This is a genomic window from Bacillus sp. JK106 (genome assembly GCF_053663355.1).
In genome coordinates this window covers 300,509-315,716 of sequence record NZ_JBSJQC010000004.1, presented here as the reverse complement: position 1 = coordinate 315,716, position 15,208 = coordinate 300,509, and the positions used below count along the sequence as shown (strand labels likewise).

The 15,208-nt window shown below is 44.8% G+C and carries 18 protein-coding genes, 7 tRNA genes and 3 pseudogenes; 2 read left to right on the top strand and 26 right to left on the bottom strand.

Annotation, left to right across the window (positions count from 1 at the left end):
* Positions 1 to 23: 23 nt before the first annotated feature.
* The 4 genes and pseudogenes from ACWJJS_RS16915 to ACWJJS_RS16900 all read right to left on the bottom strand — a co-directional run.
* The gene (locus tag ACWJJS_RS16915; RefSeq protein WP_369614648.1) at positions 24 to 818 is read right to left on the bottom strand and encodes an alpha/beta fold hydrolase; all 795 of its coding nucleotides are present in this window, start codon (positions 816 to 818) and stop codon (positions 24 to 26) included.
* Between the two features lie 114 nt (positions 819 to 932).
* Positions 933 to 1,072: pseudogene (locus ACWJJS_RS16910) on the bottom strand (IS1595 family transposase); the annotation flags it as partial.
* Positions 1,029 to 1,156, bottom strand: a pseudogene (locus ACWJJS_RS16905) (hypothetical protein). The pseudogenes ACWJJS_RS16905 and ACWJJS_RS16910, both read right to left, overlap by 44 nt.
* Positions 1,113 to 1,267, bottom strand: a pseudogene (locus ACWJJS_RS16900) (tetratricopeptide repeat protein); the annotation flags it as partial. The pseudogenes ACWJJS_RS16900 and ACWJJS_RS16905, both read right to left, overlap by 44 nt.
* A 706-nt stretch (positions 1,268 to 1,973) precedes the next feature.
* Between ACWJJS_RS16900 and ACWJJS_RS16895 the strand changes: the two are divergent.
* A complete protein-coding gene (locus tag ACWJJS_RS16895) occupies positions 1,974 to 2,423 on the top strand; it encodes a hypothetical protein (RefSeq protein WP_077721839.1) in 450 nt (149 codons plus the stop codon).
* A gap of 504 nt (positions 2,424 to 2,927) precedes the next feature.
* Here the strand turns inward: ACWJJS_RS16895 and ACWJJS_RS16890 are convergent.
* The 8 genes from ACWJJS_RS16890 to ACWJJS_RS16855 form a co-directional block, all read right to left on the bottom strand.
* Positions 2,928 to 3,011 (bottom strand) — tRNA-Leu (locus ACWJJS_RS16890).
* A 68-nt stretch (positions 3,012 to 3,079) separates the two neighbouring features.
* A tRNA-Leu gene (locus ACWJJS_RS16885) sits at positions 3,080 to 3,161 on the bottom strand.
* A gap of 8 nt (positions 3,162 to 3,169) precedes the next feature.
* Positions 3,170 to 3,245: transfer RNA gene (locus ACWJJS_RS16880), tRNA-Lys, on the bottom strand.
* Positions 3,246 to 3,278: 33 nt separating this feature from the next.
* A tRNA-Gln gene (locus ACWJJS_RS16875) sits at positions 3,279 to 3,353 on the bottom strand.
* 11 nt (positions 3,354 to 3,364) lie between these two features.
* Positions 3,365 to 3,439, bottom strand: a tRNA-Glu gene (locus tag ACWJJS_RS16870).
* 19 nt (positions 3,440 to 3,458) lie between these two features.
* A tRNA-Ser gene (locus ACWJJS_RS16865) sits at positions 3,459 to 3,549 on the bottom strand.
* 4 nt (positions 3,550 to 3,553) lie between these two features.
* A tRNA-Asn gene (locus tag ACWJJS_RS16860) sits at positions 3,554 to 3,628 on the bottom strand.
* Between the two features lie 135 nt (positions 3,629 to 3,763).
* Complete coding sequence (locus ACWJJS_RS16855; RefSeq protein WP_172614471.1) at positions 3,764 to 4,213, bottom strand: SprT family protein; 450 nt, start codon at positions 4,211 to 4,213, stop codon at positions 3,764 to 3,766.
* Between the two features lie 99 nt (positions 4,214 to 4,312).
* On the opposite strand from ACWJJS_RS16855, the gene cmpA reads away from it, so the two are divergent.
* Positions 4,313 to 4,426: a cortex morphogenetic protein CmpA gene (gene cmpA, locus ACWJJS_RS16850; protein ID WP_003156164.1), complete on the top strand. Its 114-nt coding sequence runs from the start codon at positions 4,313 to 4,315 to the stop codon at positions 4,424 to 4,426.
* A gap of 9 nt (positions 4,427 to 4,435) precedes the next feature.
* Here the strand turns inward: cmpA and ACWJJS_RS16845 are convergent, their stop codons facing one another.
* The 14 genes from ACWJJS_RS16845 to acpS form a co-directional block, all read right to left on the bottom strand.
* Entirely contained in the window at positions 4,436 to 6,595 is a 2,160-nt protein-coding gene (locus tag ACWJJS_RS16845; RefSeq protein WP_454023723.1) for a Tex family protein, read from the bottom strand.
* Positions 6,596 to 6,667: 72 nt separating this feature from the next.
* Positions 6,668 to 7,270, bottom strand: coding sequence for a PP2C family serine/threonine-protein phosphatase (locus ACWJJS_RS16840; RefSeq protein WP_003156170.1), 603 nt, complete (start codon positions 7,268 to 7,270; stop codon positions 6,668 to 6,670).
* Positions 7,270 to 8,058: an RNA polymerase sigma factor SigB gene (gene sigB, locus ACWJJS_RS16835; protein WP_003156171.1), complete on the bottom strand. Its 789-nt coding sequence runs from the start codon at positions 8,056 to 8,058 to the stop codon at positions 7,270 to 7,272. Before sigB ends, ACWJJS_RS16840 begins: the two co-directional genes overlap by 1 nt.
* Positions 8,024 to 8,506 (bottom strand): anti-sigma B factor RsbW, encoded by a 483-nt coding sequence (rsbW, locus tag ACWJJS_RS16830; protein WP_003156173.1) that lies wholly within the window; start codon positions 8,504 to 8,506, stop codon positions 8,024 to 8,026. Before rsbW ends, sigB begins: the two co-directional genes overlap by 35 nt.
* Positions 8,503 to 8,832: an anti-sigma factor antagonist RsbV gene (gene rsbV, locus ACWJJS_RS16825; RefSeq protein WP_003156176.1), complete on the bottom strand. Its 330-nt coding sequence runs from the start codon at positions 8,830 to 8,832 to the stop codon at positions 8,503 to 8,505. Before rsbV ends, rsbW begins: the two co-directional genes overlap by 4 nt.
* A 63-nt stretch (positions 8,833 to 8,895) precedes the next feature.
* Complete coding sequence (locus tag ACWJJS_RS16820; RefSeq protein WP_003156177.1) at positions 8,896 to 9,903, bottom strand: PP2C family protein-serine/threonine phosphatase; 1,008 nt, start codon at positions 9,901 to 9,903, stop codon at positions 8,896 to 8,898.
* A gap of 11 nt (positions 9,904 to 9,914) precedes the next feature.
* The gene (locus ACWJJS_RS16815) at positions 9,915 to 10,316 is read right to left on the bottom strand and encodes an anti-sigma regulatory factor (protein ID WP_003156178.1); all 402 of its coding nucleotides are present in this window, start codon (positions 10,314 to 10,316) and stop codon (positions 9,915 to 9,917) included.
* Positions 10,317 to 10,318: 2 nt separating this feature from the next.
* Complete coding sequence (gene rsbS, locus ACWJJS_RS16810; protein ID WP_003156180.1) at positions 10,319 to 10,684, bottom strand: RsbT antagonist protein RsbS; 366 nt, start codon at positions 10,682 to 10,684, stop codon at positions 10,319 to 10,321.
* Between the two features lie 4 nt (positions 10,685 to 10,688).
* Positions 10,689 to 11,510: an STAS domain-containing protein gene (locus tag ACWJJS_RS16805; protein WP_003156182.1), complete on the bottom strand. Its 822-nt coding sequence runs from the start codon at positions 11,508 to 11,510 to the stop codon at positions 10,689 to 10,691.
* 117 nt (positions 11,511 to 11,627) lie between these two features.
* Complete coding sequence (ndoA, locus tag ACWJJS_RS16800) at positions 11,628 to 11,978, bottom strand: type II toxin-antitoxin system endoribonuclease NdoA (RefSeq protein ID WP_003156187.1); 351 nt, start codon at positions 11,976 to 11,978, stop codon at positions 11,628 to 11,630.
* Between the two features lie 5 nt (positions 11,979 to 11,983).
* On the bottom strand, positions 11,984 to 12,265 hold the full coding sequence (gene endB / locus ACWJJS_RS16795) for a type II toxin-antitoxin system antitoxin EndoAI (RefSeq protein ID WP_003156188.1): 282 nt from the start codon (positions 12,263 to 12,265) through the stop codon (positions 11,984 to 11,986).
* 119 nt (positions 12,266 to 12,384) lie between these two features.
* Entirely contained in the window at positions 12,385 to 13,554 is a 1,170-nt protein-coding gene (gene alr / locus ACWJJS_RS16790; protein WP_077721837.1) for an alanine racemase, read from the bottom strand.
* 116 nt (positions 13,555 to 13,670) lie between these two features.
* Positions 13,671 to 14,678, bottom strand: a complete 1,008-nt coding sequence (locus tag ACWJJS_RS16785) for a LolA family protein (RefSeq protein WP_003156191.1) — start codon at positions 14,676 to 14,678, stop codon at positions 13,671 to 13,673.
* A gap of 164 nt (positions 14,679 to 14,842) precedes the next feature.
* Complete coding sequence (acpS, locus tag ACWJJS_RS16780) at positions 14,843 to 15,208, bottom strand: holo-ACP synthase (protein WP_071392104.1); 366 nt, start codon at positions 15,206 to 15,208, stop codon at positions 14,843 to 14,845.

Here is a 15,208-nt window from a genome sequence, read left to right as displayed (position 1 = left end):
ACACTTATAGAAAGTTATACCAATCAAAAATTTTCCGACTCAAGTCTGTTTAACCAGTTGTGAACCAATGAATTAAATACATCGGTTTGTTCGATTTGCAGGTTGTGACCAGCCATATCAAGCACTGCAAAAGTTGCCCTTGGGTAATCTTCTATTAATCGCCATGCATCGTGGTATCCGACTACATTGTCCTGACGCCCTGTGATAATTAGCGTGGGATACTCAAGTTTAGATGAAATATCGAAGGTAAACCCATATCCATTTTGACGAATGTTGTTTACGAATTCATAATTTGTTTGTTTAGAGGGAAGTAAAATTTCATCCCGAAACCTCTCCCATTCAGTTTTACCTTGCACAATCCCCATAGAGCAAAATTCATCCGCCTCCTCCGAAGACAAATGTGATATCAAGTCGCTGTCTCTTTTTAGAACAGTCTTCTGCGGTACTACCCTTTCATCGAATTCGGGTATAGTTAATGGTGCCATCAGCAGTAATCCACGAACTGTTTCCTGACGTGAACGAACGATGCCTCTGGCAATGTACCCTCCATATGAATTACCACAAACAATAAACTGTTGATCAGGAATAATCTCGTCCAAAAGACGCAATATCGCTTCTAAAACATCATCAGAGTTCTGAATAGACGGTTGTGGCTTAGAATGTCCCATACCTGGTAAGTCTATGTATATTCTCTTCCAACCGCTTCGTTTCTCGAATAACGGTTCCATTGCATTTAACATCACTTGATGGTCAAGTGTCCAACCATGCAACATAACGATCGGATATCCATCTCCAATTACTTTATGGTAAATCGACATGTATTTGTTCCCCTTCCCTGTAATCCTAATGTTTCGATATGAACATTTAATCCTTTCATGCATTTATCACAATTTTAACAAACTTTTAACTGAACTTGGTAAGTTGAACAAGGGTTATACATTGAATTTCGACAATCGCAAACTGTCATATGTGTCCGTCATATTAAAAGAATCTGTTTAATGTGTTGTTTAGTGCTTTCGTTACGGCGACTATCCACAAATAAGAACCAAGCAAAGTATTGTCCAGATACTTTGAGTATTTTGATCACTTTGAAATAAGTGATTGAAAATACACTACCTAAAATCACTGCAGCCAATAGAACCCGGCTGATTTTCATCAATCATCTCCCCTTTTTTAATTTTCGTAGAGAGCATTAAATTTCCTCGTTTATGAGATAATCAGTGACTTCAATCGAAAAATCTTCAACATCAGCAAACATTCTCCTAGAAGTCTTGGTTTTCTTCCATGCTTAGCAGCACTTTCTCTACTTTTGTAAATTGGAGTTTGAGGCATTAGTAGCTAACTATAAATGATGAAAATATTTGTGCGATGTCTACTGCAGATGACTTACTTTAGGTAAGTGGGCAGTAGATCATTTAAAAATAAGCACAAAAAAATACCAAGGGTCTCTCTATTACCCTTGGTATCATTGGGATGCGGCCGAGAGGACTTGAACCTTCACGGATTATTCAGCCGCTGGGCCCTCAACCTAATGAAAACGTATCAAGTATTACATAAACCTTATAAATAAAGCATTCTTTATCTTCATTTCCACCTGTTTTCTTCTTTTTCATGAATTTTGGGCACAATCACTGAAAATATTAGCTTTAAATTTGTAATTTCAGCTAAGACCTAAGAAACCACTAACAAGAGAAGTAATGCAGTCTCGCCCACTAGGTGCGATAGTTTTTTCGTTGTGCGGGTATCGGAAAATCTTTGCTAGTAGCAGTACCTCAATAAGAAGATCGCAATTTCCACTTACCTAGCTATATCAAGGTTTACTTGTCTGATTTGGGATGTTTGGGGTACAAAAGTTGAGTTACAAACATTATTATCCAAAAGAACGTTTACTGTAATTATTTTACATGGTATTATTTGTATTGTGCATGCGAATATGTATGTGTAATAAATGAAATTAAAAGGAGTGCTTGATCGTGAATCTTAAATCCATTTTCAAAGGAGTAACATCGACTCTGATAGCTGGTGTAATTGTTGGAACTTGTACTATACCTGCTTTTGCGGAGTCGACTACAAGTGTATCGCCGAAAAATTATGCAGTTACAAGTGGGGTATTCAAAGCTCTAGACAAGGAGGTTTCAGAGGGCTCTGTTGATCAATCAAGCTGGAGTCGGGAGTTCGAATTAGATGAGAATGACGGAGCACAAGTAAACTTCTGGATTTCAAATAACGGAAGTAATGACATAAAAATATCAATTGATGGAAAAGTCTCAAGAACCATCGCACCAGGCAAGCAAGGCAACATTTCTGCCGAGGTTAAAAATGGTTGGTTTGGTTGGACATACAATTACACATTTACAGCTTCACCAACGGCTCAAGGTGGCAGTGTTAAGATGAAATATAAAATTGCCCAAAGAAATAATTAACGAATTACGGAAAGGTAATCACTTATTACCTTTCCGTAATTTCATCATTTTTTAGTTTTACAAATAGATCCTTATTTTCTGTAATTTGGAGATGAATTCACTCCAGGTTTTTCATCTTCTCTTTTTCTGGAAATAAAAGGTTTTTGTATTAAATCCTATATGATGCAAATCAAACCGATTAGTAATAACTTTTCTCCAATTTTCTGCTCCTGCTTTTCTTGCTCTTTTCCCCTCAGCCTTATGAAATATTATCATGTCCTATATTTAAGGGTTATACAGCGCTCATTATCATTATTTACACCTTTTTTGATGTTTTTTCATATTTTCCGGACAGTAAATGGGAGTAAAGAAACCTTGACCACTCACCAAGATAAGTAAAATAAAAAACAAAGGGCATCAAACTAGACGACTTACTATAAGTAACTGGGCAGTAAGTGGACAGTAACAGACAAATTTTCTGCAAACAAAAAATACCAAGAGCGTCTAAACCCTTGGTATCATTGATGCGGCCGAGAGGACTTGAACCTCCACGGGTTATTCACCCACTAGGCCCTCAACCTAGCGCGTCTGCCATTCCGCCACGACCGCGTGCTATGAAGCTGTCTTTCCACTAAGCATATAAGCTAGTGATGATCATCATCACTTTGAAAAGAAAGTGCGGGTGAAGGGACTCGAACCCCCACGTCGTAAGACACTAGATCCTAAGTCTAGCGCGTCTGCCAATTCCGCCACACCCGCGTGACAAGTGGTGAGCCATGAAGGACTCGAACCTTCGACCCTCTGATTAAAAGTCAGATGCTCTACCAACTGAGCTAATGGCTCGCTCTAAAAGTGATTCAAAATTTTTAAATAAAATGGCTGGGCTAGCTGGATTCGAACCAACGCATGACGGAGTCAAAGTCCGTTGCCTTACCGCTTGGCTATAGCCCAACGAAGGTAAATGGTGACCCGTACGGGATTCGAACCCGTGTTACCGCCGTGAAAGGGCGGTGTCTTAACCGCTTGACCAACGGGCCGTCTGGTTGAGAACTTATCTGGCGGAGAAGGAGGGATTTGAACCCTCGCGCCGCTTACGCGACCTACACCCTTAGCAGGGGCGCCTCTTCAGCCACTTGAGTACTTCTCCATAATGGCTCCACAGGCAGGATTCGAACCTGCGACCGATCGGTTAACAGCCGATAGCTCTACCACTGAGCTACTGTGGAATGATCAGACTTTCTTCATTATAAATGATGCGACATATTGTGTCAATAAGCAACATTTATTTTTTTGAGAAAGTATCGTTGTCTCTCAACGACTTTTATAATTTAACACAGATCATTGAGATGAGTCAAGCCTTTTTAAAAAATTCTTTTGATTTTTCCTCTGCATTTTCCGCAGGCATATCTTTCCGGGTTCATTGCCCGCTTCTTTATATACTGTTGGCCGCAGGCCGTGCAACTATACATATATGTTTTCTTTTGTGTCTTTTTGGTTTGCAGCGGCGTGCAGAATCTTGGCGCTCCGACTTTCTGAAGCAGGTCTCTGAAGTCTTTGTCTCTGTGCTTGTACCCTTTTCCCTCAAGATGAAGATGGTAATGGCACAGCTCGTGCTTGATGATGCCTATCAGCTCGCTCCGCCCGTGTTCGAGAAGATATTTGCGGTTTAATTCGATGTTATGGGAAGACAGCATGTAGCGGCCGCCTGTCGTTTTCAGCCGGTCATTGAAAAAGGCCCGGTGACGGAACGGCTTTCCGAAATCCTGTGCAGAGATGTCTTCCGTCAGCTTTTGAAGTTGTTCGTTATCCATATGTGCACCCCGCTTTAAAAACATTGAACGGGACAATTCACCGTTCGCATACAATGTGTTAAAACCGACCTCTAACTAAAAGCTGAGGAGGAATGAGCCATGCCGAATTGGCTGATGAAACAAATGCAAAAAGCGTTTTTAGAAAAGGACAATTACCAAATCAAACTGCTGAACCAGTGCTGGTATTTCTACAGAAAAAAACACTGCTCGTAAGCAGTGCTTTTATTTTACCATAGACAGCGACACTCTGCCTTTTTGCACGTCCACCCCTTCGACCCATACGGTGACGATGTCTCCGACCGATACGACGTCGAGAGGATGTTTGACGAATTGATTGCTCAGTTTTGAGATGTGCACAAGCCCGTCCTGCTTGACGCCGATATCGACGAAAGCGCCGAAGTCCACAACGTTGCGGACGGTGCCCTGCAATTCCATTCCTTCCTTTAAATCCTCAAGCTGCAGAACGTCTTTTTTCAGCAAAGGCTTCGGCACTTCGTCACGAGGGTCTCGCTCCGGCCTTGTCAGCTGCCCGCAAATATCCGCAAGCGTAATCTCCCCTATACCGAGCTCTTCAGCCGTTTCAGAAAGCGGCAATGCGCTTATTTTCTCTTTTGCGTCCGCGCTTCCGATCTGATCCGCAGTGAGCTGCAGTTTTTTGAGCAGCGCCTTTGTCTCTTTATAGCTTTCCGGGTGTATTCCGGTGCGGTCGAGCGGCTCCCGTCCTCCGGGCACTCTCAAAAAGCCGATGCACTGTTCATATGTTTTTGCGCCGAGACGCGGGATTTCTTTCAGCTCTTTGCGGTTTGTAAATTTTCCGAGCTCTTCCCTTTTTTTAACGATATTGCCGGCAACGGTTTTGGATAACCCGGCTACATATTGAAGCAGCGCGGCTGATGCTGTATTGACATTCACCCCGACTTGGTTGACGACGGTCTCTACGACAAAACGGAGAGATTCGTTTAAATGCTTTTGGCTGACATCATGCTGGTATTGCCCGACACCGACGGATTTAGGATCAATTTTCACAAGCTCGGCCAGCGGGTCCTGCAATCTCCGCGCGATGGAGACGGCGCTGCGCTCTTCGACCTGAAAATCCGGAAATTCCTCACGGGCGATTTCTGATGCGGAATACACGCTTGCTCCGGCCTCATTGACGATGACATAATAAATGTCCCGCTCTGTTTCTTTCAGCACATCAACGACGAATTGCTCTGTCTCCCGTGATGCCGTGCCGTTTCCGATCGCCACAACCTCGACTTCGTACCGGTCCAGCAATTCTTTGATTTTTTTTCGGGCTTCCGCTGTCTTTTTGACGGGAGCGTGCGGGTAAATGACGTCGATTTTCAGCACTTTTCCCGTCTCATCAACGACTGCCAGTTTGCACCCCGTACGGAAGGCCGGATCGACGCCGAGCACGACTTTTCCCTTCATCGGCGGCTGCAGCAGGAGTTTACGCAGGTTTTCAGCGAAAATATGGATCGCCTGCGCGTCTGCTTTTTCTGACAGCTCTTTGCGGATATCGCGTTCAATAGCCGGCTGGATCAGGCGCTTGTAACTGTCCTCAATGGCTTCTTTCAGCGTTTCTTTCACAGGTGTTTCACGGTGTTTGATGATTTGCTTTTCTAAATAAGCTTTTATCTGATCGGCGGGCGGTTCGATCGCAATCTTTAAAATGCCTTCTTTTTCACCGCGGTTCATCGCAAGCACTCTGTGAGGAACGACCTTTTGGATCGGCTCTTCGTACTCGTAGTACATTTCATAGACGTTTTTCTCGTCATCTGCGGCTGACTTGCCTGCCGCGGAAGTGAGAATTCCTTTTTTATACGTTTCCTGGCGGATCCACTTTCTGAAATGAGGATCATCCGAGATTTGTTCGGCTATGATGTACTTCGCGCCTTCAATAGCTTCCTCTCTTGAAGCGACTTCTTTTTCTGCACTGATATATTGATCAGCGACGTCGTGAAGGCGGTTTTCTTTCGGGAGAGAAAGAATATAGTCCGCAAGCGGTTCAAGGCCTTTGCTTTTGGCGACGGTGGCTTTTGTTTTCCGTTTTTGTTTGAAGGGACGGTATAAATCCTCGACTTCCTGAAGCTTCACCGCTTGTTCGATTTTTTGCTTCAGCCCGTCCGTCAGCTTGTCCTGCTCGGAGATCAATCTGATGACTTCTTCTTTCCGCTGCGTCAGGTTTTGTATGTATTGCCACCGCTCGGAGATTGCCTGAATCTGCACCTCGTCCATTGAGCCGGTCTGCTCTTTTCGGTACCGCGCAATAAACGGGACGGTATTGCCGTCTTCCAGCAGGCGGATGACACTTTCGACATGTTTTTGGGATAACGCTGTTTCTTCAGCAATTTGTTTTTTCAAAAGGGCTAACGTTTCCATATCACAAAAGCCTCCATCTCTTCTTTCTTTCTCTAGTGTATCAAAAAACGGCGGAACATAAAAAAAGCAGCCTTACGATAAAAGCTGCCCGAGAATATAGGTCAAATCATCACGTCTGGATGTTGTGTACGGATGAAGTGATTTTGATATTTCTTCTATTGAGTGTCCCTGCTTTAAGCAGGTGCGGATATGCGGAACCTCAAGCCCATCCGTGTAGATGATGAATGTCGCCCCTTTTTCGTATGATGACGTATACGTTTTGTATCTTTGCGGTTTGCCTGAGAGGTAACCCGAAATCGGCAGCGGATGAAAGACTTCGCCTGATGGGGAGTGCAGGAAGAAACGGACGTTGCCGATCGAGCAGTATGTCAATTCCCTTTTGATGAAATTGATTTTTAAGATGGAGGCAGTCGCCCCTCTTTTGTTTTTCATCGCTTGATTGCAGCGCTCAATGATGCTTTCCACATCCTCATCCGCATACGTTTCCACGATGTCTTTAATGGCTGACGAGGATTCGTTGGCAAGAGATCCGCTGCCGAGACCGTCCGCTACCGCGCAAACTAATTCTTCTTCATTCGCCTTCATAAAAAAGCTGTCGCCGCATATGGACTTGCCTTCTTTATTTAATTGGTATACAAGAGTTTGAACATGTTCATTTTCTTCAACCTGAATCATTACATTAGCTCCATGGAGGGATCTCCAATCAAGGCCTCTCTCAGTTTTTTCACCGCTTTCCGCTGCAGGCGCGAGACGTGCATTTGAGATATTCCGAGAATGTCCCCTGTTTCTTTTTGGCTTTTATTTTGCACAAATGTTAGATCGATAATCTGTTTTTCGCGGTCGGACAGCACATGAAGCACGCTTTTGATCATCATCTGCTGGTTGACGCGTTCGTATCCTTCCTCCTGCGACCCGACGATATCTAAAATCGTGACGGTGCTTCCGTCCGCATCCGCTTCGATGCTGTGATCGACAGAAAGCGCCTGATAGCTTTTTCCCATCTCCATCGTTTCAAGCACTTCCTCTTCTGACACATCGAGAAAGGCTGCGATTTCTTCGACTTTCGGCGACCGCTGCGTCTCTGTCGTCAGCTGATCCACCGCCATTTTAATGCGCGGACCGAGTTCTTTAATCCGTCTCGGGACGTGTACGCTCCATGTTTTATCCCTGAGGAAGCGTTTGATCTCGCCGATGATGGTCGGAATCGCAAATGCTTCAAAGGATTTGCCGACCTCGGGATCATACCGTTTAATGGCTCCGAGAAGTCCGATCATCCCGACCTGGCGGAGGTCTTCGTGAAAGCTTTTTCCTTTTGAATATTTCTTTGCCAGCATTTCGACGAGATTGGTATACACCTCGACGAGTGTTTCCTGGGCTTCTTTATTATCATGTGTTTGAAAGTCGCGTATGAGCCGATCAACTTCATCTTTAGTTAGTTTCGTAGTTTTTGATGGTTGTGCCATGATCAACTCGCTCCCCATTTAAATACTTTGTCATCGCCACGGTTACGCCAGAGTTGCTTTGAACTTTGACTTCATCCATGAGCGTTTCCATTAAATACAGACCGAGCCCTCCTTCTGACAATTGATCGACTGTGTGCGAAGGTGTGTACGGCCCGAGATCCTGCTGCTTCTGATCAAAATCAAAGCTGTCTCCCTGATCGGCGACAATGACCTCCAGCCGATCCTCAAACACACCGAACCGCACGGATACTTCTCCCTTATTTTCATCTTTGTATGCATGCTGGACAGCGTTTGTACAAGCTTCGCTGACAGCGATTTTCAAATCTTCAATGTCATCATAGGTATAGCCCATTCTGCTTGCGACCCCTGATAACGTAAGCCTGACGATTCCTACATATTCCGGTTCGGCCGGAATTTTCATCTCTATATAATCAACTGATGTACTCATTGCACGCCACCTTCTGACTTTGCCGAAATGTCGATGATGTCCTTAAGCCCCGTAATTTCAAACAGACGGACGAGCCGGTCGGAAAGATTCTCAAGCTTCAGAGAGCCGCCTTCCTTGCTCACCGTTTTAAACACGCCTACAAAAACGCCTAAACCCGTACTGTCCATATAATTTACATCTTTTAAGCAGATTCTCATGTCCTTCCCCTCGTTTGCCAGGGGCATCAGCTTTTCACGAACCACCGGAGCTGAGTATACATCGATTTCTCCAGCGATATTGATTTGTATATCTGAAAGATTCTCCTTCATATCTACCGTTAAATTCATCGTATCACCTCTGAAAGTTATCCTTACTCGTGCTAATGGCTTTTTACCCGTGCTGCTGTTTTTTTAAACCTTTCTTTTCAAAACAATTAACGTAAAATCGTCATGAAGCTGAAAGTCCTGAAGTCTCAGCAGGCTGTCGTAAATATTTTTGACCATATCCTGCGCGGAGCAGTCCATATGTTCTTCCAGCATGCGCTGAATGTCGCTGCGTTCTAAGAAACCGTTTTCGGTGCGGCATTCGGTGACGCCGTCAGAAAAAAGAACGATCATGTCTCCTTCGTCCATGTGCTGTTCATATTGGCTGTAATCAAAATCCTGGGATATTCCCAGCACCAATCCTTTTGCCTCCAGATCATAAAACTTTTTTTCTTTTTCAGAGTAGTAGAAGCCCGGTTCATGCCCCGCAGAAGCATATGTAAATTGGTGATTTTTCGTATTGTAGTTTGCGTAAAACATGGTGATAAACATGCTTGAGTCCACGTTCTGTTCTACAACGCGGTTAAGATTTTTCAGCACTTGGGAGGGGTGAATGCCGATCTCCGGAAGAGAGTCCATGGCATACTTGATCATCGACATGCACAATGCGGCGGGTATTCCTTTTCCGATGACATCGGCTATCGCGATGTTAATCGATTCCTTGTCTTTGACAAAGTGATAATAGTCCCCGCTCATTTGCTTGGCGGGGACGCTTATCGCCCCGATATCCAGTTCTTCTTCTTCAGGAATTTTTGTGCCCAGCAGCGTCTGCTGAACATTTGCGGCAATTTCAATTTCTGAACGAAGCTCCTGCTGGATATCTCGCAGACTTTGGTGTTCCTGATAAGCCATCCCGTAGCCAATCATGACTTCTATTAAAAAATCCAGCGAATGAAAAACATCTTCCGGCAGATCCGGATACAGTTCCTTTACCACTTTTCGGTGGATGCTGATGATCTCCTCCGGAGGAACCTGATGTTCAATCGTTTTTCGGCTGAATTTTTGGGCTTGATATAAAGATGTTTCTGTTAATTCGGCTATATATCGGCTAAGCAGCTGATGATACCGCTGCTCTATAACCTCCCTGAAATCCACGTTCTAACCTCCTACCGAAGCCATTTTACGGCTTGAATCTCTGTTCCTTCCTCTGCAACAGATTGCAGGCTGAATTCGTCCATCAGCCTTTTGACGCCCGGAAGTCCCGCTCCCAGTCCGCCTGACGTTGAAAAGCCGTCTTCCATCACTTTACGGATGTCGGGGATTCCGGGTCCTTTGTCTTCTGCTATAATTTTAAGGCCTTTTTTCCCTCTGTCGTTTACTTGTTCTATGCTGACCTGGCCCTTGCCTGCATATAAGTAAATGTTTCTGGCCAATTCTGAGATAGCCGTCGTGATTCTGGCCTGGTCCACCGTGCCGAAGCCTAATTCCTTCGCAACGTTGCGGCCAAGCTGTCTGGCGGCTACGATATCCCATTCTGTCATGATTTTCACACAGGATTGGTCGTTCATCGCTATTCCCCCAATTCCCGCTTCAATGTCTCAAGCCCTTGCTCTAAATCGAGCGCCGTTTCGATTTCCTCAAGTGAGATTCCGAGTTCAATCAATGTGACCGCCACAGCCGGCTGAATTCCCGTCAATACGACCTTTGCACCCATCAATTTAGACATGGTGATGACATCGCCGAGCACTTTCGCGATAAATGAATCGATCATGTCAACGGATGTCAGGTCAATGACGACCCCGTTTGCGCCGGTTTCATAGATTTTGTTCAGCAGATCTTCTTGAAAATGCAAAGCTGTCTGGTCGTCAAGCTCCCATTGGATGGATACCAATAAGCAGTTATACAGTTTCAGGATCGGGATTTTTGGATGTCTCACAATGTTATTCCCCCAATGAAACGATTTTTCGATTTGTCATTTCAAGCGCTGTTTGAATTCCTTTTTGAAGGGTATTCTTCGTAATAACCTGCGACAAATCAATTCCCAGATTAACGATCGTCTGCGCGATTTCCGGACGGATTCCGACGAGCAGACATTTCGCGCCGACAAGCCGCACCGCTTCTGATGCCTGAATAATATGGTGCGCCACCATCGTATCAACGACCGGCACGCCCGTAATATCAATTAATACAACCTGTGAACGGTGCTTTACGACGCCGTTTAACAGATTTTCCATAATATGCTTTGCACGCTCCGTATCAATCGTCCCGACAAGCGGCATGACCGTTACATGCTCAAATACCGGGATCAGCGGAGCCGACAATTCCTGAAGCGCGATTTTTTGCAAAGTAACCGTTTTTTCCCAGGAGATAGAATACTGATTTAAAATTTCCGTGTTGATCGGATTGAAAAAGCTGTCTATTTCCAAAATCAAATCTGCTCTGTCCTGATCGGCCATATTAAGGTCGACCATCGTTTCGTAAAGCAGTTTCCAAAACTCTGACAGGGTGGCTGAAAGAAGTTTCAGCGACAGGCCGAGCTGAACGGCGCGCAGTGCGAGTTCACTGATCTGCTCTTCCGTAGCCTCGTCATTTTTTGTCGATAATAAAAGAATGTCTATATAGTCTTTACAAATGTTTTCACATATGTGATTCGTAAGCTGATAGTCTTCCTGATTGCCTACTTCTTTTAGTTTGGCTGTCCAAGTATCAAGCAGTTCATCATGCTGATCAATAATGAACTGATACACTTTCTGATTCGACATGGGTTTCACTGACCTCCCGACACAAAACAACAAATTTTGTTTGATTATCTCTTTATTATAGCGCTTATGTTTTTCGAAAACAAAAAAAGTTGCTCTATATGAGCAACCAAAATATGACTAAAAATCAATGAGTGCCAAACTGATTTGCAGGGCTTCATCAACCTTATCCATCATTTCATCATCCAGATGAGTTATTTTATCCGTTAATCTTTGCTTGTCAATCGTCCGAATTTGCTCCAGCAAAATAACGGAATCTCTTTCAAAACCGTAGCGTTTTGCATCAATTTCGACGTGGGTTGGTAATTTCGCTTTCTGTATTTGGGCTGTTATGGCTGCAACAATAGCAGTCGGGCTAAAGCGATTTCCGATATCATTCTGGATCACTAAAACCGGGCGTACGCCGCCTTGCTCTGAGCCAACAACAGGAGATAAATCAGCAAAATAAACATCGCCGCGCTTTACAATCAAAATGATTATCCTCCGCTGACTAAGCGCTCAACGGTCGTTTCTGCTTCGCACTCAGCATAGTGAGCCTCAGAAGAGATATTCAAGTTGATTTTCGCCATTTCCATATACCCGCGTCTCATCAAATCACGGTTATGGCGAGTCGTCCGTTCGCTGACATACGCTCTCACTGCTTGTGATATCAGTTCGTTTCTGCTTCGTTTCTCCCGCATCGCTACACCATCCAATTCAGCTACTAAGTTTTCGGGCAAGCTGATTTTCATTTCGGTTCTTGCGCTGGATTCAGACAAAAAACATACACCTCCACCAAACTTACGGATACGACCAATTCATCCATCCAGACATAATGATACCATTATTCAAACGTCAAGCAAAGCTGTTTTATAAATTCTCTTTTTCCGGATGACGGCTACTTGTTTGTATTATCTTGCAGTAAAGGATTTCTTACTTCCATTATACTCTCATTTTCCAAAAACATACGGGGAACGCGGGAACTAATGGTACAAGGGACCTCGTAATTAATCGTCTCAAGCCGCCCTGCGATTTCATCCATCGTGATCGTTTCTTCCTTCTGGCTGCCGATCAGGGTGACTTTGGTGCCCGGCGGATAAGAGTGATCTAATTCGACCATCAATTGATCCATGCAGATTCTTCCCGCGATGTTCATCCGTTTGCCGCCGATCAGCACAGACGTGCCGCTCAGCTTGCGGAGCCACCCGTCTGCATAGCCGATGGGAACCGTTCCGATCCATTGATCCTTCTCTGCCGTATATGTTGCGCCGTAGCTGACGCTTTCCCCTTTGCGGATCTTTTTCACATGGGATAACACAGAGTGCAGCGCAAAAGCCGGCTTTAATTGAAACGGAATTTCGCTTTGGATGTCAGCAGAAGGACGAAGCCCGTACATACTGATGCCGAAACGAACCGCGTTAAAGAAGCCTTTTTTAAGGCGAAGTCCGGCGGCGCTGTTCGCGCAGTGCACCATCAATTCTTTTAAAGGGAGCGGAGCGATCAATGTTTTAAAGCGGTCAAACTGGAAGAGGAAATAATCTCTGTTTTTCTCATCCGCGGTAGCAAAATGGGTGAATACGCCTTTACAGACTAAACCGGGATTTTGGCTGAGGATTTTTAACACGCTTTGGATTTCTTCCTCCGTTTTGACTCCGAGTCTGTTCATGCCGGTGTCGACTTTCAGATGAAACGGCAATGTGGCACCTCCGAGGTGGCGCGCAGCTTCCTGAAGCCATTCAACAGAATACCCCGTGAGTGTTACGTCATACTCGGCAGCTGCTTGTACATATTCGGGCGGCACGGCGCCAAGCACGAGAATCGGCGCTGTAATGCCCCGTTTTCTCAATGAAATCGCTTCATCCAGTATGGCTACGGCAAGACAAGAGGCACCCGCTTCAAGCGCGGCTTTCCCAACTTCCAAATCTCCGTGGCCGTAAGCGTTCGCCTTTACAACCGCCATGAGATGGACGTTTTGCCCGATGTGTTTTTTCATATGCGTGACATTTTCTTTAATCGCGGACAGGTTGATTTCCGCCCACGTTTCTCTGTAAAAGGATGCTGTGTTCATTCGATACACTTCCTAGCATTATTTTCAATTCATATTGTTATTATCATACTAAAATTATTCTGCAAAGTGAAATGGAATCAAAAAAGAGACCGACAGCGGCGGCCTCTTTTTTGACATTATTTTGACGACTGTCCCTGCATGCTTTTGGCGGCGGCCACCATTTCATCTTTTGTCAGATCCTGTGATGACAGAAGATAATCGACTCCGTCATATGTCCACGTTAAAGACGTATCAGATAATGCGGCCACCGTGAAGCCGAGATTAACCGGTTCGCCTTTCAGCGTGACGGCAGAGGCGGCTTTTGCGATATGGGCTTTTTCTTGAATAAGGGTGAAGGATTTTTCTCCGCCGTAAGTCATGACGATTCGTTTGCCATCCGCCGTTGAAATATCTTTCTCTTCAAGCTTTTTGACGCCGGCCGGCACTTGAAGCGGTGTTTTGACCGCAAATGAATCAGACGGCTTGGCGCTTGTGGCGACGTCCATCTGGGAAAGCGTCATATTTTTCTTCTCGTCAAAAGAGTCTTTATCAAACGGCTTGTTGAATTCAAAGCTTTTGAATTCGACTTTTACCATCACTTTCCGGTCTGTATCCATCACTTTGACGAGCGACGGGCTCATGTCCTTTTTGTTGAAAGTGATTTCCTGAGTCGGCAGCATTTTGTTGTGCTGATAGTTTGTTTTTGTTTCAAACGTGTACTTTTTATCTTTGGCGGAATAGACGGCGTCTTTGTCATGCTGCACGTCCTTTACAAGTGACTCAAACAAATATACTTGGCTGCTGTTATTCGGCCAATCGCTTTGGAACCTGAAGCTCTTATTTAAAGACGGCGTAAGGACAAAGACTCCGTTGGCGTTCCGTAAAATGACTTGGTTTTGGTCTTTTTTCGGATTTTCCAGATAGACCCGGTACAGGGAAGGTTTTTTATGCCAGATTTCCACATTGTATACTTGCGGATCACTCCCCGTCTGAATGGTCATTTTGGCTTTCGCTTTGTACGAGGTGTATTCTTTCGCCTTCTTATCTAAACCGTTCACGATATCTTCCTGTGATTTTTGGCCGCAGGCCGAAAGAATAAGGACGGCAAGCAGTCCCGTTAAAAGCAAAACAAAGCTTTTTCTCACCTTTTTTCAACCCCTTCTTCTCAATTGATGTAAAGGGAAGAAATCGCTTGTTTGACTTTAACGGTACGCCCTGAACGGACGGACGCGTACCATAAAAGCCTCAAACAACTTGTCTCCCTTAATGCACTATCAAATATATGAAGGGGTTTCGGCTAATATGCAGACTAGCGTGACAACCTTTCAATCACGACCTGTGCCGCAGCGTATTCTTTTGTATGGGTAATGGAGACGTGAACCGCCGCGCCGTCCAGCTTGGCGCAGGTCAGCACCGGCTTGCCCGCCGTGTCGTTTCCGGTTTCAATATCCTGAAAGCTGAGCTCTTTGCCGATACCTGTGCCGTATGCTTTCGAAAAGGCTTCTTTTGCCGCAAATCTTCCCGCGAGAAATTCAATTTTCCTTTTATCCGACAGCAATGTAAAACGGGCGTATTCAGCCTCCGTCAATATTCTTTGCGGAAACCTCGCCTGCCGGCTCATCATGTTTTCAATTCTGTGCAGTTCAACGATGTCGATTCCGATTCCGAAAATCAT

Excerpts from the sequence above, each read along its gene's own strand:
- ACWJJS_RS16915 (WP_369614648.1), bottom strand. The coding sequence starts at position 818 with ATGTCGATTTACCATAAAGTAATTGGAGATGGATATCCGATCGTTATG.
- ACWJJS_RS16855 (WP_172614471.1), bottom strand. The coding sequence starts at position 4,213 with ATGGATAACGAACAACTTCAAAAGCTGACGGAAGACATCTCTGCACAG.
- cmpA (WP_003156164.1), top strand. The coding sequence starts at position 4,313 with ATGCCGAATTGGCTGATGAAACAAATGCAAAAAGCGTTTTTAGAAAAG.
- ACWJJS_RS16845 (WP_454023723.1), bottom strand. The coding sequence starts at position 6,595 with ATGGAAACGTTAGCCCTTTTGAAAAAACAAATTGCTGAAGAAACAGCG.
- ACWJJS_RS16840 (WP_003156170.1), bottom strand. The coding sequence starts at position 7,270 with ATGATTCAGGTTGAAGAAAATGAACATGTTCAAACTCTTGTATACCAA.
- sigB (WP_003156171.1), bottom strand. The coding sequence starts at position 8,058 with ATGGCACAACCATCAAAAACTACGAAACTAACTAAAGATGAAGTTGAT.
- rsbW (WP_003156173.1), bottom strand. The coding sequence starts at position 8,506 with ATGAGTACATCAGTTGATTATATAGAGATGAAAATTCCGGCCGAACCG.
- rsbV (WP_003156176.1), bottom strand. The coding sequence starts at position 8,832 with ATGAATTTAACGGTAGATATGAAGGAGAATCTTTCAGATATACAAATC.
- ACWJJS_RS16815 (WP_003156178.1), bottom strand. The coding sequence starts at position 10,316 with ATGAACGACCAATCCTGTGTGAAAATCATGACAGAATGGGATATCGTA.
- ACWJJS_RS16805 (WP_003156182.1), bottom strand. The coding sequence starts at position 11,510 with ATGTCGAATCAGAAAGTGTATCAGTTCATTATTGATCAGCATGATGAA.
- alr (WP_077721837.1), bottom strand. The coding sequence starts at position 13,554 with ATGAACACAGCATCCTTTTACAGAGAAACGTGGGCGGAAATCAACCTG.
- acpS (WP_071392104.1), bottom strand. The coding sequence starts at position 15,208 with ATGATTTTCGGAATCGGAATCGACATCGTTGAACTGCACAGAATTGAA.